The 20,119-nt window shown below is 76.3% G+C and carries 19 protein-coding genes and 1 riboswitch; of the genes, 8 read left to right on the top strand and 11 right to left on the bottom strand.

What is annotated here, in order from left to right:
- Positions 1 to 145 precede the first annotated feature (145 nt).
- The 3 genes from H7X46_RS09280 to H7X46_RS09270 all read left to right on the top strand — a co-directional run bounded on the left by H7X46_RS09280 (position 146) and on the right by H7X46_RS09270 (position 2,811).
- A complete protein-coding gene (locus H7X46_RS09280; RefSeq protein WP_186359019.1) occupies positions 146 to 505 on the top strand; it encodes a hypothetical protein in 360 nt (119 codons plus the stop codon).
- A 63-nt stretch (positions 506 to 568) separates the two neighbouring features.
- Positions 569 to 1,276, top strand: a complete 708-nt coding sequence (locus H7X46_RS09275; RefSeq protein ID WP_186359018.1) for a 4'-phosphopantetheinyl transferase superfamily protein — start codon at positions 569 to 571, stop codon at positions 1,274 to 1,276.
- Positions 1,273 to 2,811, top strand: coding sequence for a DNA polymerase IV (locus H7X46_RS09270; RefSeq protein WP_370588672.1), 1,539 nt, complete (start codon positions 1,273 to 1,275; stop codon positions 2,809 to 2,811). The genes H7X46_RS09275 and H7X46_RS09270 overlap by 4 nt, the downstream gene beginning before the upstream one ends.
- A gap of 19 nt (positions 2,812 to 2,830) precedes the next feature.
- Here H7X46_RS09270 and H7X46_RS09265 read toward each other — a convergent pair whose 3' ends face one another.
- The 7 genes from H7X46_RS09265 to H7X46_RS09235 form a co-directional block, all read right to left on the bottom strand.
- Positions 2,831 to 3,214 (bottom strand): hypothetical protein, encoded by a 384-nt coding sequence (locus H7X46_RS09265; RefSeq protein ID WP_186359017.1) that lies wholly within the window; start codon positions 3,212 to 3,214, stop codon positions 2,831 to 2,833.
- A 37-nt stretch (positions 3,215 to 3,251) separates the two neighbouring features.
- Positions 3,252 to 3,421, bottom strand: a riboswitch (cobalamin riboswitch).
- A gap of 47 nt (positions 3,422 to 3,468) precedes the next feature.
- A complete protein-coding gene (gene cobA / locus H7X46_RS09260) occupies positions 3,469 to 4,692 on the bottom strand; it encodes a uroporphyrinogen-III C-methyltransferase (protein ID WP_186359016.1) in 1,224 nt (407 codons plus the stop codon).
- A 127-nt stretch (positions 4,693 to 4,819) separates the two neighbouring features.
- Positions 4,820 to 5,248, bottom strand: coding sequence for a cobalamin biosynthesis protein (locus H7X46_RS09255; protein ID WP_186359015.1), 429 nt, complete (start codon positions 5,246 to 5,248; stop codon positions 4,820 to 4,822).
- Entirely contained in the window at positions 5,245 to 6,621 is a 1,377-nt protein-coding gene (locus H7X46_RS09250; protein WP_370588671.1) for a cobyrinate a,c-diamide synthase, read from the bottom strand. The genes H7X46_RS09255 and H7X46_RS09250 overlap by 4 nt, the downstream gene beginning before the upstream one ends.
- On the bottom strand, positions 6,615 to 7,229 hold the full coding sequence (cobO, locus tag H7X46_RS09245; RefSeq protein WP_186359014.1) for a cob(I)yrinic acid a,c-diamide adenosyltransferase: 615 nt from the start codon (positions 7,227 to 7,229) through the stop codon (positions 6,615 to 6,617). The genes H7X46_RS09250 and cobO overlap by 7 nt, the downstream gene beginning before the upstream one ends.
- Before the next feature lie 16 nt (positions 7,230 to 7,245).
- Positions 7,246 to 9,468 carry a putative cobaltochelatase gene (locus H7X46_RS09240; RefSeq protein WP_370588670.1) on the bottom strand — a complete coding sequence of 741 codons (2,223 nt, stop codon included), beginning with the start codon at positions 9,466 to 9,468 and terminating at the stop codon, positions 7,246 to 7,248.
- Entirely contained in the window at positions 9,453 to 11,000 is a 1,548-nt protein-coding gene (locus H7X46_RS09235) for a cobyric acid synthase (RefSeq protein WP_186359013.1), read from the bottom strand. The genes H7X46_RS09240 and H7X46_RS09235 overlap by 16 nt, the downstream gene beginning before the upstream one ends.
- Before the next feature lie 41 nt (positions 11,001 to 11,041).
- On the opposite strand from H7X46_RS09235, the gene H7X46_RS09230 reads away from it, so the two are divergent.
- Positions 11,042 to 11,980, top strand: a complete 939-nt coding sequence (locus tag H7X46_RS09230; protein ID WP_370588669.1) for an SURF1 family protein — start codon at positions 11,042 to 11,044, stop codon at positions 11,978 to 11,980.
- 265 nt (positions 11,981 to 12,245) lie between these two features.
- Here H7X46_RS09230 and H7X46_RS09225 read toward each other — a convergent pair whose 3' ends face one another.
- Complete coding sequence (locus H7X46_RS09225) at positions 12,246 to 13,418, bottom strand: cobalamin biosynthesis protein (protein WP_370588668.1); 1,173 nt, start codon at positions 13,416 to 13,418, stop codon at positions 12,246 to 12,248.
- A gap of 52 nt (positions 13,419 to 13,470) precedes the next feature.
- On the opposite strand from H7X46_RS09225, the gene H7X46_RS09220 reads away from it, so the two are divergent.
- A complete protein-coding gene (locus tag H7X46_RS09220) occupies positions 13,471 to 14,100 on the top strand; it encodes a flavin reductase family protein (protein ID WP_186359011.1) in 630 nt (209 codons plus the stop codon).
- 16 nt (positions 14,101 to 14,116) lie between these two features.
- Here H7X46_RS09220 and H7X46_RS09215 read toward each other — a convergent pair whose 3' ends face one another.
- A complete protein-coding gene (locus tag H7X46_RS09215) occupies positions 14,117 to 15,838 on the bottom strand; it encodes an AMP-binding protein (protein ID WP_186359010.1) in 1,722 nt (573 codons plus the stop codon).
- Between the two features lie 186 nt (positions 15,839 to 16,024).
- Here H7X46_RS09215 and H7X46_RS09210 point away from each other — a divergent pair, with 186 nt between their 5' ends.
- Positions 16,025 to 16,723 carry a hypothetical protein gene (locus tag H7X46_RS09210; RefSeq protein ID WP_186359009.1) on the top strand — a complete coding sequence of 233 codons (699 nt, stop codon included), beginning with the start codon at positions 16,025 to 16,027 and terminating at the stop codon, positions 16,721 to 16,723.
- A gap of 206 nt (positions 16,724 to 16,929) precedes the next feature.
- Entirely contained in the window at positions 16,930 to 17,340 is a 411-nt protein-coding gene (locus tag H7X46_RS09205) for an SsgA family sporulation/cell division regulator (protein WP_186359008.1), read from the top strand.
- A gap of 4 nt (positions 17,341 to 17,344) precedes the next feature.
- Here the strand turns inward: H7X46_RS09205 and H7X46_RS09200 are convergent, their stop codons facing one another.
- Both H7X46_RS09200 and cobF read right to left on the bottom strand, forming a co-directional pair.
- Positions 17,345 to 17,851, bottom strand: coding sequence for a DUF5709 domain-containing protein (locus H7X46_RS09200; RefSeq protein WP_186359007.1), 507 nt, complete (start codon positions 17,849 to 17,851; stop codon positions 17,345 to 17,347).
- A gap of 204 nt (positions 17,852 to 18,055) precedes the next feature.
- Positions 18,056 to 18,850, bottom strand: a complete 795-nt coding sequence (gene cobF / locus H7X46_RS09195) for a precorrin-6A synthase (deacetylating) (RefSeq protein ID WP_186359006.1) — start codon at positions 18,848 to 18,850, stop codon at positions 18,056 to 18,058.
- Between the two features lie 102 nt (positions 18,851 to 18,952).
- Between cobF and H7X46_RS09190 the strand changes: the two genes are divergently transcribed.
- Positions 18,953 to 20,113 (top strand): glycosyltransferase family 4 protein, encoded by a 1,161-nt coding sequence (locus H7X46_RS09190; RefSeq protein WP_186359005.1) that lies wholly within the window; start codon positions 18,953 to 18,955, stop codon positions 20,111 to 20,113.
- The last annotated feature ends 6 nt before the right edge of the window (positions 20,114 to 20,119 follow it).

The following is a 20,119-nucleotide window of genomic DNA, read 5'->3' as shown; positions in this document are numbered from 1 at the left end:
GCCTCCTCCTCCGACGGAGGCCGCGCGCCCGCCGGCCCGTGACGTCGTCCCCGGGACCGGAACCGATGCTGCGCGTCTCCGGCCGTTCCGGCACGTCACCGGCCTTCCCGGTCCTCGCCCGACCCACCATCTCCAGGAGGCCCGTATGCGTACCACCCGATCCCGCGCCGCCACCGGTCCGGCGCCGCGGCCCGCCACCGAGTCCCTCGCCGCGCACCTGCCTGGCGGGCTGCGGAGCTCCGGCTCGCCGGACACGAACCGGCCCACGGGTCCCCGGACCGAGGCGGCTCCGGCCCCGGGTACCGGAGCCCTCGGGGCGCCGGGTGCCGTGGGCCCGGACGCCGCGCCGCCGCGGCCGGCCAACCGCGCCGAGCGCCGGGCCGCGAAGCGCGGCCGCGACGCCGGGCACGGGTTCGGGCCGGCCGCGCCCCGCACCGCGGGTCCGGCACCGCACGCGAAGCCCGCACACGTCCGCACGGACTTCGCCGCCCGCCGGACGGGCTAGCGCCTCGTGCGTGGTTATCAGGGCTGTGGCCCTGATAACCACTCACGAGGCACTGTGTGCCCCATGACCGTCACCGTCTGGTGGGCCGCGCCGGTCGATCCGGAGGCGCGCTCCGACCTCGTCCCGCTGCTGGACGATCACGAGCGCGCCCGGATGGGTGCGCTGCGCCGCACCGAGGACCGCGCCCGCTACCTGGCCGCGCACGCGCTGGCCCGCCTCGTGCTGGCGACGCACCTGGACACCGACCCGGCGGCGCTCGACCTCGACCGCACCTGCCGCTGCGGCGCGCCGCACGGCAAGCCGCGCCTGGCCGGCCGCGCCGACGACCCCGGGTTCTCGCTGACCCACTCCGGGGCACTGGTCGGGGTCGCCGTGGGCGCCGGGCCGGTCGGGATCGACGTCGAGCGGCACCGCACGCTGTCCGATCTGGACGGCCTCGCCCGGCACGCGCTCTCGCCCGCCGAGCGGGCAGCCGGCCCGGTCGGGGCCGGCGGTTTCCTCGTCACCTGGGCCCGCAAGGAGGCCCTGCTCAAGGCCACCGGCGAGGGCCTGGCCAGCCCGATGGACGCGATCACGCTGACCGCGCCCGGCGGGCCCGCCCGGATCCTGGACTGGCCCGGCGCCGCCGGCGCGTGGTGGGTCGCCGACGTCGCGACCCCGCACGACGACCACCCGGGCGCCGTCGCGGGCGCCGGCCCCGCGGCACCGCGGATCGAGGTCGCCGACGGCGACGCGGTCCTGTCGGGGGTCCACGACATCATGGGGCGGTGACGACGTCCGGAACCGGCGCCGCGCGCTGGGTGCTGCACCTCGACATGGATGCGTTCTTCGCCTCAGTCGAGCAGCTCACCCGGCCGACGCTCGCCGATCGCCCGGTGCTGGTCGGCGGGGCCGGCCCGCGCGGCGTCGTCGCGGGCGCCAGCTACCAGGCCAGGGTGTTCGGGGCGCGCTCGGCGATGCCGATGAGCCAGGCCCGGCGCCGCTGCCCGCACGCGACCGTGCTGCCGCCCCGGTTCCCGCTGTACAAGGCGATCTCCGACGAGGTGATGGGAATCCTCGGCGAGTTCTCGCCGGTGCTGGAGCCGGTGTCGGTCGACGAGGCGTTCCTGGAGCCGCCGGCACTGGCCGGGGCCGACCCGGCGATCGTGCAGGAGTTCGGCACCGCGCTGCGTGCCGCGGTGCGGGAGCGGACCGGGCTGCCCGCGTCGGTCGGGGCCGGGTCCGGCAAGCAGGTCGCGAAGATCGCTTCCGAGCTCGCGAAGCCGGACGGGCTGCGCGTGGTCGCGCACGCCGAGCAGGACGACGTGCTGGCCCCGCTGCCGGTGCGGTCCCTGTGGGGCATCGGCCCGGTGTCCGGGGAAGCCCTGCGCAAGATCGGGGTCGAGACGATCGGCCAGCTCGCCGCCCTGGACACCCGGGAGCTCGCGGGCGTCCTGGGCACCGCGGTCGGCGCGGAGCTGCACCGGCTGGCGCGCGGCATCGACGACCGCCCGGTCGCCCCGCGCGGCGCGGCGAAGCAGATCAGCGCGGAGACGACGTTCGACACCGACCTGACCGCCATGTCCGCGGTCCACGAGGCCGTCGAGTCCATCTGCGTGGCCGTGCACCGGCGGCTCGTCGCGGACGGGCGGGCCGCCCGCACCGTGACCGTGAAGGCCCGCACCGGGGACTTCGTGACCCACACCCGCTCGGAGACGACGCCGTTCCCCAGCCGGGAGCTGTCCACCCTGACCGCGGTGGCGCGGCGGCTCGCCGACGCGGCCGTCGGCGAGGGCGGGGTCCGGCTGCTCGGCGTCTCGGTGTCCGGTTTCGGCGACGAGCCGCCGCTGGCGCTGTTCGACGCGGTGCCCTCCGAGCAGGGGTGGACGGCCGCGCCCGCCGATCCGGGCTCCGCGGGCCCGCCGGACCCGGGCACACCGGTCGCTGCGGGACACCCGGCGGCCGCGGGAGACCCGGCCGCCACGGGTGAATCGGCGGCCGGCGATGGACCGGGGGAAGCGGTCGCCGCCGGCGGGCCGGCCACCGTCACCGCCGCCGGGCAGGCCGTCGTCACCGCCGAGCCGACGCTCGGGCCCGGCCCCACTCGTCCGGACCGGGCGCCGGACCCGAACCGTCCGTGGCGGGCCGGCGACGACGTCCACCATCCCGGGCACGGGCACGGCTGGGTGCAGGGCGCCGGGCACGGCCGGGTCACCATCCGGTTCGAGACCGCCCAGACCGGCCCGGGCCCGTCGCGGACCCTCGACGCCGCCGACCCGGACCTGACCCGCGCCGACCCGCTCGGGAGCTGGCGGGCTCCGGCCTGACGCCCGTGGCGACCCCGGGTCAGCCGATCAGCGGGCTGCGGTGCGGCGGGGCGACCCGGGTGCCGGCGGGGACGCGGACGTCCAGCTCCGGGCAGGTGCGGGCGAGCCCGTCCAGCACGGCCCCGAGTGCGACGTCGCCGCCCGGCTCCCCCGCGACCAGCAGCACACCGGCGCGGCCCGGGCCCGCGTGTGCCCACGCGGTCAGCCGCTCGACCGCGCCGCGCGGAGCGATCCGCTCCACCCGCCACGCCTCGGCGTAGAACAGCGCGACCGACTCGGGTCCGTGCGGGAACGCGAAGACCGTGTCGGCCTCCGCGAGCAGGTCGTCGGCCCCGCCGGATCCGGCCGCGCCGGCCGGGTCGGTGCCGAGCACGATCAGAACGGGGCGCGCGTCGTCGCTCACTCGTATGACCTCCTCGAGGGTCCTCGCCCTCATCGGTGGGATCTCCGGCGACGACGGTCAGTCTCCTGGCTCCCGGATCGTCGCGCGCCCCCGGCCTTCCCGCCCTGGTCGGGCCGTGGCCATGGGTGGGGACGCGCTCCCCGGTGACAGTGGCGGGACCGCGCCGGACTCGCACCGGCTTCCTGCACCGTCGTCAGTCCAAAGCCCACCACGCGGGTGGGTGGGCGGTCAACAACCACACAGGCGGCCGGGGGTCAACCGCGGCCGACGGGTGCCTCCAGCCCGGCCACCGGACCGATCACGACGATCGCCGGTGGGCTGACGCCCTCCTCGGCGGCGACCTTCTCGGCGGCCTCGAGGGTGGTGCGCACGGAGCGCTGGATGCGGGTGGTGCCGTCCTGCACGATCAGCACCGGCGTGTCCGGGGCGCGGCCGTGGGTGATCAGGGCGTCGGCGAACCGGCCGATCCGTTCGACCGCCATCATGAGCACGATCGTCCCGGTCATCCGGCCGAGCGCGGTCCAGTCGGTGAGGCTGCGGGGATCGTCCGGCGCCACGTGCCCGGACACGACGACGATCTCGTGCGCCACACCGCGGTGGGTGACCGGCGTCCCGGCGACGGCGGGCGCGGCGAACGCGCTGGTGATACCGGGCACGACGGTGACAGGGACGCCCGCGGCGGCGCACGCCTGGACCTCCTCGAACCCGCGGCCGTAGACGAACGGGTCCCCGCCCTTGAGCCGGACCACGAACTTCCCGGCACGGGCGTGCCCGACCAGCAGCTCGTTGATCTTCTCCTGGGCCATCGCGCGGCCGTACGGGATCTTGGAGGCGTCGATCACCTCGACGTCGGGGGACAGCTCGTCGAGGATGTCCCGCGGCCCGAGCCGGTCGGCGACGACGACCTGGGCACGGGACAGCAGCCTGCGCCCGCGGACCGTGATCAGCTCGGGGTCGCCGGGCCCGCCGCCGACGAGCGCGACACCGGCCTGCGGCAGCTCGGCGTCCTCGTCGACGAGCCCGGACTGCAGCGCCTCGATCAACGCGGTCCGCACGGCGGCCGAGCGGCGGTGCGCGCCCCGGGCGAGGACGCCGACGGTCAGCCCGTCGTACCCGCCGGTGGCCGGGGTGACCGCGGTGCCCCGCGCCCCGTCGTCGGCGCGGACGCAGAAGACCCGGTTCCGCTCGGCCTCCGCGGCGACCGCCTCGTTGACGGCCGGGTCGTCGGTGGCCGCGATGGCGTACCAGGCCGCGGTGAGGTCGCCGTCGGCGTACCGCCGGGCTCTCCAGGTGATCTCGCCGGCCGAGGCCATGCCCTCGACGGCCGGGGTGACCTCGGGCGAGACGACCTCGACGTCGGCCCCGGCCGCGATCAGCCGGGCGGCCCGGCGCTGAGCGACCTGTCCCCCGCCGACGACGACGACCCGCCGGCCGGACAGGTCCAGGCCGACCAGGTACTGCTCGTGCTGCGCGCTCAACGACGTTCCTCTCCCGGGGCGTCCGCGCCCGACCGCCTACAGCGAACCCGCCGCCCGCGGCGACGATCGAGGATAACGACCCGCGCATGCGTGGGCAGAGACCACGGAGGCCAAGCCCACACCGGGCTCACCGGCGCCGGCGGGCGGCGACGGCGACCGTGACGCCGTCGCCGGTGGTCCGGGGCACCAGGAGCTCGGCGCACGGCCCGGCCGCGAGCAGCGCCGCCGCCTCGGCGACCCCCGGCGTCCCGGTGGCGGCCGCCACACGCGGGCTCGGGTTGGGGACCGGCACGGCGGCGAGCGCGGCGGCCGGGTAGCCGCGCGGCACCCGCGGGGCGACGGCGGCCCGCAGCCCCGGCTCGTCCACCCGCCGGTCCAGCGTCGCGACGACGGCGGAGCCCAGGCCCAGCCCGTGCGTCGCCGCCACTTGCTCCAGCAGCGCCCGCACGGCGGTCGCCCCCGTGCCGGGCCGCAGCCCGATCCCGACCGCGATGATCGCGCGTTGTGGAGTGCTGCGCCCGGCAGGCGAACGCCACGCTCCCGAAACGGTGATCATGCGGCGGCGTCGACGAAACGGGCCACCGCCTCCGGCACGCCGGCCGGGTGGGTGTGGAGGAACGAGGCGTGCACGCCGCCCGCGACGAAGCCCTCGGGTTCGCCGCCGCGCCACGCCCAGGCGGGGGTGGCGCCGGCCCGCGGCGTGACGGCGCACCGGTGGAACTCGTGCGCACCCACCCGGGTTCCGGCGGCGAACGGCGCCGACCCGGACACGGCGACGGCGTCCCGGTAGCCCAGGGTGAGCCGCGGCGTCATCGCGGCGGTGGTGTCGAGGACCCCGCACATCGGCGTGCCGTCCAGTTCGCGGCACAGGTAGAGCAGGCCGCCGCACTCGGCGTGCACCGGCGCACCGGACGCGGCCAGCCGCGCCACCTCGGCCCGCAGCGGCGCGTTCTCCCCGAGCGCGCCGACGTGCTCCTCGGGGAAGCCGCCGGGCAGGACGAGCCCGGCGGTGCGGTCCGGCAACGCCGGGTCCCGCAACGGGTCGACGGTGACGACCTCGGCCCCGGCCGCGGCGAGCAGCTCGGCGTGCTCGGCGTAGCCGAACCCGAACGCGGGCCCGCCGGCCAGGGCGACGACGGGGCGGCGCCGTCCTGCGTGCGGCACCGCGCCCCCGCCTCCCCCGGCCACCGCACGCGCGGCGGCGATCTCGGCGGCCGGGTCCCAGACGGGGCCCGACGGGAGCGGGCGGGCCAGCGCGACGACCGCGTCCAGGTCGACGTGGGCCGCGACCAGCCCGGCCATCGCGTCCACGGCCGCGGTGGCGGCGGCCCCGTGCTCGGCCGCGGTGACCAGCCCGAGATGCCGGGACGGCACGGCCAGCTCGGCCCGCCGCGGTACCGCGCCGAGCACCGGAAGCCCGGCCTCCTCGGCGGCCGCCCGCAGCACCTCGGCGTGCCGCTCCGAGCCGACCCGGTTCAGGATCACGCCCGCGACCTGCACCGACGGGTCGAACGAGGAGAACCCGTGCAGCAACGCGGCCAGCGACCGGGACTGCCCGCGGACGTCGACGACCAGCACCACCGGCGCACCCAGCGCGGCGGCGACCTCGGCCGTGGATCCGGCGCCGTCGGCGATGCGGCCGTCGAACAGCCCCATCACGCCCTCGACGACGGCGAGCTCCGCGCCCGCGGCCCCGTGCCGGGCGAGCGGCCCGAGCCGGTCCCGGCCCTGCAGCACGACGTCGAGGTTCCGCCCGGGCCGGCCCGCCGCGAGGGTGTGGTAGCCGGGGTCGATGTAGTCGGGCCCCACCTTGAACGGCGCGATCCGGGTGCCGCGCCGGTGCAGCGCGGCCATCAGCCCGGTGGAGATCGTGGTCTTCCCGCTCCCCGACGACGGCGCCGCCACCACCAGGGCGCGAGGGGTCACCACTCGATCCCCCGCTGCCCCTTCTGACCGGCGTCCATCGGGTGCTTGATCTTCGTCGTCTCCATCACCAGGTCGGCGGCGTCGACCAGCTGCTGCGGGGCGTCCCGGCCGGTGATGATCACGTGCTGGTTCCCGGGCCGGGTCGTGAGCACCTCGACGACCTCGTCGACGTCGATCCAGCCCCACTTCAGCGGGTAGGTGAACTCGTCGAGCACGTACACCCGGTGCCGCTCGCCGGCCAGCCGGCGGCGGATCTCGGCCCAGCCCTCGCGGGCGTCGGCGGCGTGGTCGGTCTCGGTGCCCTTGCGGCGCGACCAGGACCAGCCGGAGCCCATCTTGTGCCACTCGACGGGCCCGCCCTGCCCCGTCCGATCGTGCACCGTCCCGAGCGCGCGGAACGCCTCCTCCTCGCCGACCTTCCACTTGGCCGACTTCACGAACTGGAACACGCCGATCGACCAGCCCTGGTTCCAGCCGCGCAGCGCCATCCCGAACGCGGCCGTCGACTTCCCCTTCATCACGCCGGTGTGCACCACCAGCAACGGCCGGTTGCGGCGCTGGCGGGTGGTCAGCCCGTCGTCGGGGGTGACGCTCACCTGTCCCTGCGGCACGGCGCTCTCCTCTCGGTCATGCAGCGCGGGCGGACCGCACCAGGTCCCCCACGCTGTCGGCGGTCAGGTCGTCGAGGGTGACCCGCTCGCCACCGGCCGCGGCGGCGAGTGGCGCGGCCAGCCCGAGCCGGACGTGCCCGCCCTCGCAGTCGACGACGACGGTGTGCACACCGTCGGCCGCCAGCAGCCCGGCGGCCCGGCGCGCGTCCGCCACCGGGTCGCTCCCGGGAAGGACCGGCACGGTGGCGCGGCCGTCGGTCAGCAGGACGAGCAGCGGGCGGCGCCGCGGGTCCCGGCGCCGCTCGGCGGCGAGCACGGCACGGGCCTTGAGCAGCCCCGCGGCGAGCGGGGTCCGCCCGCCGGTGCGCAGCGTCGCGAGGCGCTGCTGCGCGGCCGGCACCGACGACGTCGGCGGCAGCGCCAGCTCGGCGTCCCGGGCCCGGAACGTCACCAGCCCGACCTTGTCCCGTCGCTGGTAGGCGTCCCGGAGCAGACCGAGGACCGCCCCGGAGACGGCGGTCATCCGCTTCCGCGCGGCCATCGACCCGGATGCGTCGACGACGAACAGCACCAGGTTGCCCTCTCGGCCCTCCCGCTCGGCACGGCGCAGGTCCCCCCGCCGGACGAGCAGGCCCGGCCCGCGGCGGCCGCGCGCGGCCTGGTGCGGGGCGGCCGCGGCGACGGTCGCGGGCAGGTGCAGGTCCGCGGCCCGGGTGGTGGCCGACCCGGTGGGCCGGACGACGCGGCCGGTGTCGGTGCGGGCCCGGGACCGGCGGCCGGGCGCGCCCGCGCCGAGGCCGGGGACGGTGAACGCGCGGACCGTCGCGCGGCGCAGCCGGGCGGTGTCCCCGAGGACGACGGCGCGGCCCTCCCCGTCGCCACCGGACCCGGACCCCTCCGGCGCAGGATCGTCGGATGCCGCGAACGGCCCGTTCGTGGCGTCCGTTCCCTCGACCGGTCCGCTCGTGGGGTCGGACGGGGGCCGGGAACCCGCGTCGGCGGGCCCGGAGCCGCCGGTGCCGCCGTGGGACTCGGCGCCGCCGGAACCGTCCGGGCCGTCTGAGGCGTCCGAACCGTCGGACGTGTCCGGGCCGCCGGAACCGCCCGCGTCATCGGGACCGGACGCGTCATCCGGGGTGTCGCCGGGCCGGCCACCCCCGTCCGGGCCGCCGGGGTCGTCGTCAGGATCCTCGGGCCCCAGCTCGGACTCGGCGTCCCGCAGGGCCTCCTCGAGGTCCTTCTCGTCCAGGCCGGGCTCGTCGAACGGGTCGCGGCGGCGGCGGTGCGGCAGCGCGAGCCGGGCGGCGACGCGGACGTCGTCCTCGATGACGGCGGCCCGGCCCTCCCAGGCGGCGTGCGCGGCCGCGGCCCGGGTGATGACGAGGTCGGCCCGCATGCCGTCGACGTCGAACCGGGCGCACACGAACGCGATCCGGTGCAGCTCCCGGTCGGACACCCGCACCGACCCGACCCGTTCCCGGGCGGCCCGCAGCCGCTCGGCGGTGTCGGCCTCGGCGCCGGCGAACCGGGACGCGAACCCGGCCGGGTCGTCCTCGAACGCCATCCGGCGGCGGGTCACCTCGACCCGGGTGTCGACGTCGCGGGAGGCCCGCACCTCCACGGTCAGCCCGAACCGGTCGAGCAGCTGCGGGCGCAGCTCGCCCTCCTCCGGGTTCATCGTCCCGACCAGCAGGAACCGTGCCGCGTGCGAGACGGAGACGCCGTCGCGCTCGACGTGTGCCCGCCCCATGGCCGCGGCGTCCAGAAGCAGGTCGACGAGGTGGTCGTGCAGCAGGTTGACCTCGTCGACGTAGAGCACGCCGCGGTGCGCCTCGGCGAGCAGGCCGGGCTGGTAGGCCCGCTTGCCCTCGGACAGCGCGCGCTCCAGGTCGAGCGAACCGACGAGCCGGTCCTCGGTCGCGCCGACCGGCAGCTCGACGAGCCGGGCCGGCCGGGTCGTGCGCGACGGCACCGGCGCGGCCGGGTGCGGCCCGTCCGGGCAGGCCGGGTCCGGTTCGGCCGGGTCGCAGCCGAACCGGCAGCCCTCGATCACCTGCAGCTCGGGGAGCAGTGCCGCCAGCGCCCGCACCGCCGTCGACTTCGCGGTGCCCTTCTCCCCGCGCACGAGCACCCCGCCGACGCCCGGGTGGACGGCGTTGAGCAGCAGCGCCAGCCGCAGGTCGTCGTGGCCGACGACCGCAGAGAACGGGAAGCGGGGGGAGCTCACGGCAGTGCGCACGGGTGCGAGGCTGCCAGACCCGAGGTCAGCACCGGGAGATCGGCGGGCGCCCCGTTTCGGATCACATGCTCAAGTGACGACGTGTCGAGGTGCTGTTCGACCAGGTCGGCCAGGAGATCCACCTGCCGGGCCCGCTCGGCCGCGAACGACGTGTCGTCCGCCACCCGGAACCCGTCCCGGCCGGCCTCGGCGGCGAGCCGGGCGAGCAGCAGGCGGCGGAAGCCGTCGTTCTCGGCGAGGCCGTGCCAGTGCGTGCCGAGGACGTGCCCGCGGTCGCTGCCCTCGTCGCCGACGAGACCGGGATCGCCGGAGCGCACCACCCGGCCGTGGTGGATCTCGTACCCGGTCACCGGCTCCCCCCAGGCCGTCGCCGCCGGGGTCCCGAGGTGCTTGACCGGGTCGAACGCGATCTCCAGGTCGAGCAGGCCCAGCCCGTCGACGCGGGTGCCGGGCGGGGCCTCGGCACCGTCCGGGTCGGTGATCGCGCGGCCCAGCATCTGGTAGCCGCCGCAGATGCCGAGCACCGGGCGTCCGGCCGCGGCGTGCGCCCGCACGGCGTCGGCCATCCCGGACGACCGCAGCCACGCCAGGTCGGCGACCGTCGACTTCGACCCGGGCAGGACGACGACGTCGGTGTCCGCGATCCGGGACGGCTCGGTCACGTACCGGACGGCCACGCCCGGCTCGCAGGCGAACGCCTCCACGTCGGTGGCGTTCGAGATCCGCGGGAACCGCACCACCGACACCCGCAGCCACTGCCCGCCGCGCGGTGGGGCCGGCCGGCCGAGCACCCCGTCGGCCGGGGCGGACAGCGAGTCCTCGGCGTCGAGCCAGAGCCCGTCGGCGTACGGCAGGACGCCCAGCGTCGGCCGCCCGGTCAGCGTGCGCAGCTGCGCGAACCCGGGCGCGAGCAGCCGCGGGTCACCCCGGAACTTGTTGATCACGAACCCGGCGACGAGGGCCTGGTCGGCAGGGTCGAGGACGCCCAGGGTGCCGAACAGGTGCGCGAGCACCCCGCCCCGGTCGATGTCGCCGACGACGAGCACCGGCAGCCCGTTGCGCCGCGCGAAGCCCATGTTGGCCAGGTCGGTGGCGCGCAGGTTGATCTCCGCCGGGGAGCCCGCTCCCTCGCAGACGACGACGTCGTAGCGGCGCCGCAGCCCGGCAAGCGCGTCCGCGACGACCTCGGCCAGCGCGGCCGTCCGGTGCCGGTACGACAGCGCCGACACCTGCCCGTCGGCCCGGCCCCGCACGACGACCTGCGAGGTCCGGTCGCTGCCCGGCTTGAGCAGCACCGGGTTGAGATCGACCCCGGGCGTGATCCCGCACGCGAACGCCTGCATGGCCTGGGCGCGGCCGATCTCGCCGCCGTCCGGGGTGACGACCGAGTTGTTGCTCATGTTCTGGGCCTTGAACGGCGCCACCGACACCCCGCGCCGGTGCAGCCAGCGGCAGATGCCGGCGACGACGGCGCTCTTGCCCGCGTCCGACGTCGTCCCGGCGATCAGCACCGCTCCCCTGAGATCAACCACGCGAGCAGTATCGCCCCGGCGGCCGTGTCTACCCTGGGAGCGTGCGTTTCCTGCTGCGTCCCGGGTGGATCGCGGCCGTCGTCGCCGTGCTGGCGTTCGTGGTCGCGTGCTACACGTTGCTCGCCCCGTGGCAGTTCGGCCGGGAGGCCGAGCGGGATGCCCAGCAGCGCGCGATCGCCGCCGCCGACGCGGCACCCGCGGTGCCGTTCGCCGAGCTGGTCCCGGCCGGCGCGGGGGTGTCCGGCGACGACGTGTGGCGCCGGGTCACGCTGACCGGCACGTACGACCGCGCCGCGGAGACCCTGGTCCGGCTCCGTGTCGTCGACGGCGCCCCCGCCTACGAGGTGCTGACGCCGCTGCGGCTCACCGACGGCCGCCTGGTCGTCGTCAACCGGGGGTCGGTACCGGCCGGAGACGGCGGACGTGTCCCGGAGTACGCGCCGGCCCCGACCGGATCGGTGACCGTCGAGGGCAGGCTGCGGCTGAACGAGAGCGACCCGCAGGGACGCCCGCCGCTGCACGAGGGCGGCACCCGTCAGATCTACGCCGCGGACTCCCGTGCGCTCGCCGGGGCGACCGGCACGACCCCGCTCGAGGGCGTCGTGTCGCTGGAAGCGGGCCAGGCCGGGGTGCTCACTCCGATCCCGGTCACCCCGCCCGGCGGTGGCGCGCCGTTCAGCAACTTCTCCTACGCGCTGCAGTGGCTGACGTTCGGGCTGGTCGCGCTGGTCGCGCTCGGCCTGTTCATCCGCCTCGAGCTGTTGCAGCGGCGCGGGCGCCGCGAGCGCGCCGGGAGCCTGCGCGACCAGCTGTCCGGGCGGGACGGCTGGTCGAGCCCCGCCGAGGACGCCGCGGCGGACGACCCGATCCGCGCGGACGGGGCAGGCCTGCCGGGGCGGGCGAGCCGTACGGACGAGGCCGGCCGTGCGGACAGCCCTCGCGGCGCGGACGGGGCGGCCCCGGGCGCCGGGCGTCGCTGAGCCCGGCGCCACCCGAGGCCGAGCACCGAGCCGAGTGGCACGCACTCGTCCCGGGGAGGGCGGGATCGCGCGGATCGACTCGGGCACGGCGCTCGGGCGGCACGATCACGCCCTACCGGCGGCCACACCGTGCAGATCGGGCCGGCCTCGACGCTCGGGAGGCACGATCCCGCCCTCGCCCGGGCGCGACCGTGCAGATCGACCCGCGCCCACGACCCCACACGCACGACGGTGCCCTCTCGGGGGCGCGATCGTGCAGATCAGCTCATCTCCCGGTAGCCCCACTGCACGTGGCCGCCTTCCCCGGCGCCCTGGTCACCGCGCGGCGGAGGCCGGTGTCGGCCCGGCGGGCGGCGAGCGCCCACGCCGTCCCCACCGCGAGTGCTGCGCTCACCCCCGCGACCAGGCGGGACAGCCGGACGGCACGGTGCAGGTCCGCCGGGCCCGGTGGATGTCCGTCGCCCAGCACGGGGCGTTCCTCCACCCCGTGGGCGTACGTCGTGGTCCCGCCCAGCCGCAGGCCGAGCGCCCCGGCGGCAGCGGCCTCGACCGGGCCGGCGTTCGGGCTGGGATGCCCGGCCGCGTCCCGCCGCCACGCCCGCAGCGCCGCCCGCGGCGAGCCGCCGGCCAGGGGTGCCACGGCGACCGTGACGAGTGCCGCCACCCGGGACGGCACGAGGTTGACCAGATCGTCGAGCCGCGCGGACGCCCACCCGAACCGGAGGTGGCGCACCGACCGGTACCCGACCATCGCGTCGAGGGTGTTCACGGCGCGGTACCCGAGCAGGCCGGGCAGCCCGGCGACGGCGCCCCAGACCAGCGGGCCGACGACGGCGTCCGAGGTGTTCTCGGCCAGCGACTCGACCCCCGCGCGGGCCAGCCCGGCGGCGTCGAGCAGCTCCGGGTCGCGGGCGCACAGGCTCGGGATCCGGGCCCGCGCGGCGGCGAGGTCTCCCGCGTCGAGGGCACCGGCGAGCGCCGCGCCCTCCCGGGTCAGCGAGGTCCCGCCGAGCACGGCCCACGTCGTCACGGCGGTGAGCAGGACCTGCGCCGCGACGCGGGCCCGGCCGCCACCGGTCACCGCACCGGCCCGGCCGCTGCCACCTCCCGCCGCGCGGGTCCGGCCGGTACCACGCCCCGCCGCGCGGATGCGGCCGGCACCGCCTGCCGCACCGCCGGCGCCACCGCGCCACGCCCACCGGCTCCGGGCCGCCCCGGCGAGCGCGTGCTCCGCGCCGGCGCCGGCCAGCACCGCGCCCCCCACCAGCACCACGGTGTAGCCGGCACCGGCGGCACGGGAGTCGCGGTAGACACGCCGTTCCAGTCCGGCGGCGAGCATCCCGAACCCGGCGACCGGATGGCCCCGCCGCGGATCGCCCAGGACGGCGTCCGCCAGGATCCCGACCGTCAGCCCGGCCGCCCGGGCACGTCCACGCACGCCACCGACCGTAGATCGGCCCGCCGTGACCGCAGGAGGCAGGATCTCCCCCATGCGCACGGACCTGAAGCCGGACGAGGTGGGCTCCGGCCCGTTCTACAAGCTGCTCACCAGCGTCGTCGTCCCCCGCCCGATCGCCTGGGTGTCGACCCGCTCGCCCGACGGCGTCGACAACCTGGCCCCGCACTCGTTCTTCACGGTGTCCTGCGTGGACCCGCCGATGATCCAGTTCACGTCGGTCGGGAAGAAGGACTCGTTGCGCAACGTGTCCGCCACCCGGGAGTTCGTGGTCTGCCTGGCCGGCGAGCCGATGTTCGAGAAGATCAACGCAACCGCCACCGACTTCCCCACCGAGATCAGCGAGTTCTCCTCGGTCGGGCTGACGCCGGAGCCGAGCGCGACGGTCACGCCGAGCCGGGTCGCCGAATCACCCGTGGCGCTGGAGTGCGTGCTGCACGCCAACATCGAGCTCGGCAACTCCACCGTGGTGATCGGCCGCGTGACGCACGCCGCGATCGACGAGGACGTGTTCGTCACCGACGCCCGCGGCAACTCGCTGCCCGACGTCCGCAGGCTCGCCCCGCTGGCCCGGCTCGGCCGCAACGAGTGGTCGCGGCTCGGGGAGATCCTCGAGATCACCCGGATCCCGTACAAGGACTGGCCGGGCCACTTCGGGCAGTGACCCGGCCGTTCGTCGGCTACAGGGTGTACTCGGTCGGCGGCTGCGCCTGGGGGTCGGCGTGCAGCTCGCCCTCCCGGGTGCGCAGCTCCACCCGGCGGATCTTGCCGGAGATCGTCTTGGGCAGGTCGAAGAACTCCAGGCGGCGGATCCGCTTGTAGGGCGCGAGGTGGTCGTAGGCGAACCGCAGGATGTCCTGGGCGGTCTCCCCGGTCGGCTCGTGTCCCTTGGCGAGCACCACGTACGCCTTCGGGACGGCGAGCCGCACCGGGTCCGGCGACGGCACGACCGCGGCCTCCGCGACCGCCGGGTGCTCGATGAGCACGCTCTCCAGCTCGAACGGGCTGATCCGGTAGTCGCTGGCCTTGAAGACGTCGTCGGCGCGGCCGACGTAGGTGATGTACCCGTTCTCGTCGCGGGAGCCGACGTCGCCGGTGTGGTAGAAGCCACCGGCCATGGCCTCGGCGTTGCGCTCGGGGTCGTCGGCGTAGCCGACCATCAGCCCGGTCGGGCGGTGGCCGAGGTCCAGGCAGATCTCGCCCTCCTCGGCAGGCCGGCCGGTGGCCGGGTCGACCAGCGCGACGACGAAGCCCGGCATCGGCCGGCCCATCGAACCCGGCTTCACCGGCTGCCCGGGCGGGTTGCCGATCTGCAGGGTGGTCTCGGTCTGCCCGAAGCCGTCGCGGATCCGCTGCCCCCAGGCCTTCTCGACCTGCTCGATGATCTCCGGGTTGAGCGGCTCCCCCGCCCCGACGACCTTCGTGGGCGGCGTCGGCACCGACGAGAGGTCGGCCTGGATGAGCATCCGCCACACCGTCGGCGGCGCGCAGAAGCTCGTCACGCCACAGCCGGTGAGCACCGAGAACACCGACTCGGCGTCGAACTTCGCGTAGTTCATGACGAGCACCGTGGCCTCGGCGATCCACGGCGCGAACACGTTCGACCAGGCGTGCTTGGCCCAGCCGGGCGAGGAGATGTTGAGGTGGACGTCGCCGGGCTCCAGCCCGATCCAGTACATCGTGGACAGGTGCCCGACCGGGTAGGACGTGTGCGTGTGCTCGACGAGCTTCGGCTTCGCCGTGGTGCCGGAGGTGAAGTAGAGCAGAAGCGTGTCGGACGCGCGGGTCACGCCGTCGGGCTGGAAGGCGGCCGGCGCGTCGTAGGCCTCGGTGTAGTCCCGCCAGCCCTCGGCAGCGCCACCGACCGAGCCTCCGACCGAGATCCGGGTGTAGTCGCCGGCGACGTCGTCGAACTTCCCGGTGTCCCCCACCCCGACGACGACGTGCCGCGCGCGGCCCCGGTCCACCCGGTCCTGCAGGTCGGCCGGGGTGAGCAGGGTGGTGGCCGGGATGACGACCGCGCCCAGCTTCATGGCCGCGAGCAACGTCTCCCACAGCTCCAGCTGGTTGCCGAGCATGAGGATGATCCGGTCGCCGCGGGCCACGCCCTGTGCGCGCAGCCAGTTCGCGACCCGGTTCGAGCGCTCGGCCAGCTCGGCGAACGTCCAGTACGCCTGCGACCCGTCCTGCTCGACGATCCACAGTGCCCGCCGGGCACCGCGCTCGGGATCGGCGGCGACGACGTCGAAGTGGTCGAGCGCGAAGTTGAACTCGTCGAGTTCCGGCCAGCGGAAGTCCCGCTGCGCGGTCGCGTAGTCCTCACGATGGGCCAGCAGGAAGTCACGGGCGGCGAGGAACCTCTCCGTCGCCTCCGTTCCGGCAGCTCCGGTTGCCGATGTCATGTGCGTGCACCTCGTCGGGCTCGTGCGTGTTCCGGGCCGGTCCCGGCCGTCACGGGGACCCTAATCACTCCGGGACGCCGGAGTCAGGGCTGCGCACGCCGAGCACGCGTACCGCCCGTCGTGATCACCGGAACGTGGTCGTCGGAACTGCCCCGCCGGGGCGGTCCCGGCTCGTAGGCTGCCCGCGTGACCGCGCCGAACCTGCCGAGGGTGACGCCGTCCGCCGCGCCGGCCGCGACCGTGCGGCGGTCCGGACCGTCGCGCGTGCGGATCGGTCCCTACGGCCCGCGCCAGCTGCTGCGCGGCGGGCTGGTCGCCGTGGCGTTCCTGGTGCTCGTGCTGCTGCTCGCCGGCTGCGGGAACGGTGCGCTGCCGGCGGCGCCACCGGCGCCCGCTCCGACGACGGCACCGCCGCCCACGACGCCTGCACCGACCCCGCAGCCCACCCCGACCACGACCCGCACGACCCCCACGCCGACCCGCGCGACGACCGAGACGCCCACACCGGACGGCACCTGGTCCGGCGGCCGGCACGACGGCGGGCACGGCAGCGGCCACGGCGGCGGTGGCGCCGCCGGCGGGAACCACGCGCACCCCCGCGACTCCACCCCGCTGTGGCCGGCCGGCGACGCGGCCACCGCGCAGCGGATGCAGCAGCAGGCCGACCGCGGCAGCGACCCGTGGCTGCTCGACCCGGAGGAGGTCACGATCTCCTACGTGGGCGCCGAGCTGGGCTTCCGCGACCCGACGGTCACCCGGCTGGGCACCGGGATCTACGCCGCCTCGGACGGCCGCTCCGCCGCCCGGGTGACGGTCACGCTGGAACAGACGGTCCGGAAGGGGCCCGGCGGGATCTGGCTCGTGACCAAGGTCGACCGGGGCTGAACCGGAGAGCCGGACCGCACCCGGGTCACGCCGGGTACGCGCAGCCGTGACACCCTGTGCGCCCGTCCGGGCGTGACCCGGCCGACACGTGCGCGAACGGGTGAATCAGCGCGGAACGTGCAGCGTCGGTGGCCTTTCCGACGATGTTCGGGATGAGACCGCCACACCACCACTGCAACCGGGCGGCCTCCGGGAGGGCGAGCACGATGACCAGCGACTCGATCCAGCAGGACGTCTTCACGGTCCTGCACGGGCAGGCCTCCCCGATCGTGAGCCGCTGGGCGTTCCGCGCGTCCGACCCGTTCGCGATCTCGTTCTCGGTGCGCCGCTCGCCGGACCGCTGGATCGAGTGGCTCGTCGCCCGGGACCTGGTCATCGAGGGCCTCACCACCGCGACCGGCATCGGGGACATCCGGCTGGCACCCCGCCGGGTCGACGGCTACGACGTCATCGAGATCGAGATCCGGTCCGACGGTGGCTCGGCCGTTCTCGAGGTCGACCGGGACCTGCTGGCCCAGTTCGTCGACGCGACGCTCGAGATCGTCGACCTGGGTGAGGAGAACGACCACCTCGACCTGGACACCGCCATCGCCCGGCTGATCGGCAGCGCCGCCTGACCGGTCAGCGCAGCGGGTCCTCCCGCGCGCTCCGGTCCTCGTCCCACTCGGCGTCGGCGGCCGCCTCGTCGGCCCGCGCGGCGTCCTCGGCCAGCTGCGCGCTGACCTCGGGATCCTCGGCCGGGGACTCGTCGTCGACCGGTGTCAGGGGCTCGTCCGCGTCGTGTACGGCGGCCTCCTCCGCACCGGCCGCGCCCCCGTCGACGCCGACGTCCGCGGCCTGGGTCTCGGAGTCGTCCGCCACCAGGCGCCCGGACCGGTCGCTCGCCTCGGGCGGCACGTCGTCCGGCACCTCCTGGTCCAGCCGCTCGTCGAGGCTCTCGCCGGCCCGTTCCCCGGCCGGGGTGACGGCGGTGTCCTCGGTCCCGTACGGACGGTCCGGCGGGACGTAGCCGGAGTCCAGCGGATCGGTGTCCGAGGGGCCGGTCAGCGCCTCGTCGGTGTCGAGCTGCAGCGCGGACGCGATGTCCGGCGCCTCGGGCTGGGGCTCGTTCTGCTCGCCAGCGGCCATGGGAAGCGGGTCTCCTTGCGTCGGTCGGCGGAGGTCTCGTTCACGGACTGCCGGGGCGTACCCCGCCACCGGCCCCGTCATGCGGGACCGGGCGCGACCTGCTCGTGCATCGAACGATGCCGGTTGACGGGGACGCGAGCTGTGTGATGCGGCTCCGGGGCCGCGACCGGCCGCGCGCCGGGGCGTGACCGGGGTGCGGGCGGTTCAGCGCTCGTCCGCGCCCCGGCGCAGCAGGTAGGTGTCCATGATCCAGCCCTTGCGCTCCCGCGCGGCCGCGCGGGTCTCCAGGATCTCGTCGCACACCTCGTCCAGCGGCCCCGCGACCAGCAGCTCGTCGGGGGTGCCGAGGTAGGCGCCCCAGTAGATGTGCAGCTCCGCCCGCTGGTCGGGCGACAGCGCGGCGAACGCGGTGCGGCCGTCCAGCATGACGACGACGTCGTCGACGTCGGTGGGCATCCCGTCCGCGATCCGGCGGCCGGTGGTGATCAGGACCGGCCGGCCGACCCGGTTGAGGATCAGCCGGTGCGCCGCGGCGAGCGCGGCGACGCTGGAGATGCCAGCGACCGACTCGACGGCCCACTCCCCCGCGATCCCGTCGAGGACCCGGTCCAGGAGGCGCAGCGTGCCGTCGTAGAGCGACGGGTCGCCCCAGACCAGGAACGCGCCGGTCTCGCCCTCGGCGAGCTCGCCGGTGAGCATCGCGCGGTACAGCTCGGCCCGGCGGTCCTGCCAGTCGACGACGACGTCGCGGTACCGCCCGCCGTCCCGTGCGACCTCGGCCCCGCGGTCGCGGTCGACCTCCGGCGCGGTGACCAGCCGGTATCCGTCGTCGGGGCGGTGCCGGCGCAGGATCTCGGTGCGCAGCGCGAGGAGGTCGTCCTTGGTGTCGCCCTTGTCGACGGCGAAGACGACGTCGGCCCGCCGCAGGGCGGCGACCGCCTGGAGGGTCAGGTGCTCCGGGTCGCCCGCCCCGATCCCGATCACCAGCACCGTGCGCACACCGGTGACCGTAATGGATGCGGTCCGCGGCACCGATACCACTCGGTAGGGTGAAGGGCTTGCCGACCCTCATCCCCGTTCCACCTCCGGGAGGCCGCGCACGTGAAGATCGCACATCTCGTCGAGTCCCTGGACGACCGCGGTGTGGCCGCGGCGCTGGCCGACCTGGCCGAGGCCGGCCCCGCCGCCGGGTTCGAGGTCGTCGTGGTCGCCCTCACCCCGTCCGCGCACTCCGCGGTCACCGGCCGGCTCGAACGGGCAGGCGCGGCCCCGGTGGAGCTGAACGTGGCCCCGTGGGACCCGCGGGCGGTGCTCCAGGTCGTCGGGGTGCTGCGCACGCACGGTGCGGACCTGGTGCACACCCACGGCGCGCGGCCGGACCTCGTCGGCTCGGCCGCCGCGGCCCGGCTGCGGATACCGGCGATCTCGACGCTGCACCACATCCACGCCCAGCCCGCCGACCGCGGCGACCAGCTCCGCCGGACGGCGAAGGTGCTGGCCCGCAAGCGGTTCATGACCCGCACGATCGCGACGTCGGCGCTGCAGCGCGACTGGTACCGCAAGGTCGCCGGTTCGACGGCGGGGCTGTCGGTCATCCCGGACGGCGCGACCGACCCGGGTGTCGGGACGCCGGAGGAGGCCACCCGGTTCCGGCGCGAGCTCGGGGTCGGCGCGGACGAGGTCGTCGCGGTGTCGGTGGCCCCGATGCGCCGCGGGCAGGGCCAGGACATGCTGCTCGACGCCGTCGCGGAGCTCCCGCCGGACGAGCCGGTCACCGTCGTGCTCTGCGGCGACGGCCCGCTGCGGCCGTGGCTGGAGTCCCGGGTGGCCGCGGACCCGGCACTGTCCGCGCGGGTCACGTTCCGCCGGGCCGCCGCACCGGTCGAGCTGCTGCGGGCCGCCGACGTCCAGCTGCACACCACCCGCGACGACACGATGCCGCGGGCGCTGGTGCTGGGGCAGGGCACCGGCACCCCGGCCGTCGCGACCCGGGTCGGTGGCATCCCGGAGATCGTCACGCGGGAGACGGGCGCGCTGACGCCGGTGTCGTCGTCCCCGATCGCGGACGAGCTGGTGCGGATGGTGCGCGATCCGGAGCTCCGCGCACGCCGGGGCACGGCCGCGCGGGCCCGGTTCCTGGACCGGTTCGAGGCCTCCGGCTGGGCCGCCCGGCTGCGCGACGTCTACCGCAGCGCGCTCGGGTACGCCGACGCCCCGGCCGCCGCCGAGCTGGACTCGCCGGAACCGGTGGCGCAGGGCTGACCCGCG

It is taken from the genome of Pseudonocardia sp. C8 (assembly GCF_014267175.1).
GTDB lineage: Bacteria > Actinomycetota > Actinomycetes > Mycobacteriales > Pseudonocardiaceae > Pseudonocardia.
This window is presented reverse-complemented; position numbering and strand designations above follow the sequence as displayed.

Excerpts from the sequence above, each read along its gene's own strand:
- H7X46_RS09280 (WP_186359019.1), top strand. The coding sequence starts at position 146 with ATGCGTACCACCCGATCCCGCGCCGCCACCGGTCCGGCGCCGCGGCCC.
- H7X46_RS09275 (WP_186359018.1), top strand. The coding sequence starts at position 569 with ATGACCGTCACCGTCTGGTGGGCCGCGCCGGTCGATCCGGAGGCGCGC.
- H7X46_RS09255 (WP_186359015.1), bottom strand. The coding sequence starts at position 5,248 with ATGATCACCGTTTCGGGAGCGTGGCGTTCGCCTGCCGGGCGCAGCACT.
- H7X46_RS09220 (WP_186359011.1), top strand. The coding sequence starts at position 13,471 with ATGCGCACGGACCTGAAGCCGGACGAGGTGGGCTCCGGCCCGTTCTAC.
- H7X46_RS09215 (WP_186359010.1), bottom strand. The coding sequence starts at position 15,838 with ATGACATCGGCAACCGGAGCTGCCGGAACGGAGGCGACGGAGAGGTTC.
- H7X46_RS09205 (WP_186359008.1), top strand. The coding sequence starts at position 16,930 with ATGACCAGCGACTCGATCCAGCAGGACGTCTTCACGGTCCTGCACGGG.
- H7X46_RS09200 (WP_186359007.1), bottom strand. The coding sequence starts at position 17,851 with ATGGCCGCTGGCGAGCAGAACGAGCCCCAGCCCGAGGCGCCGGACATC.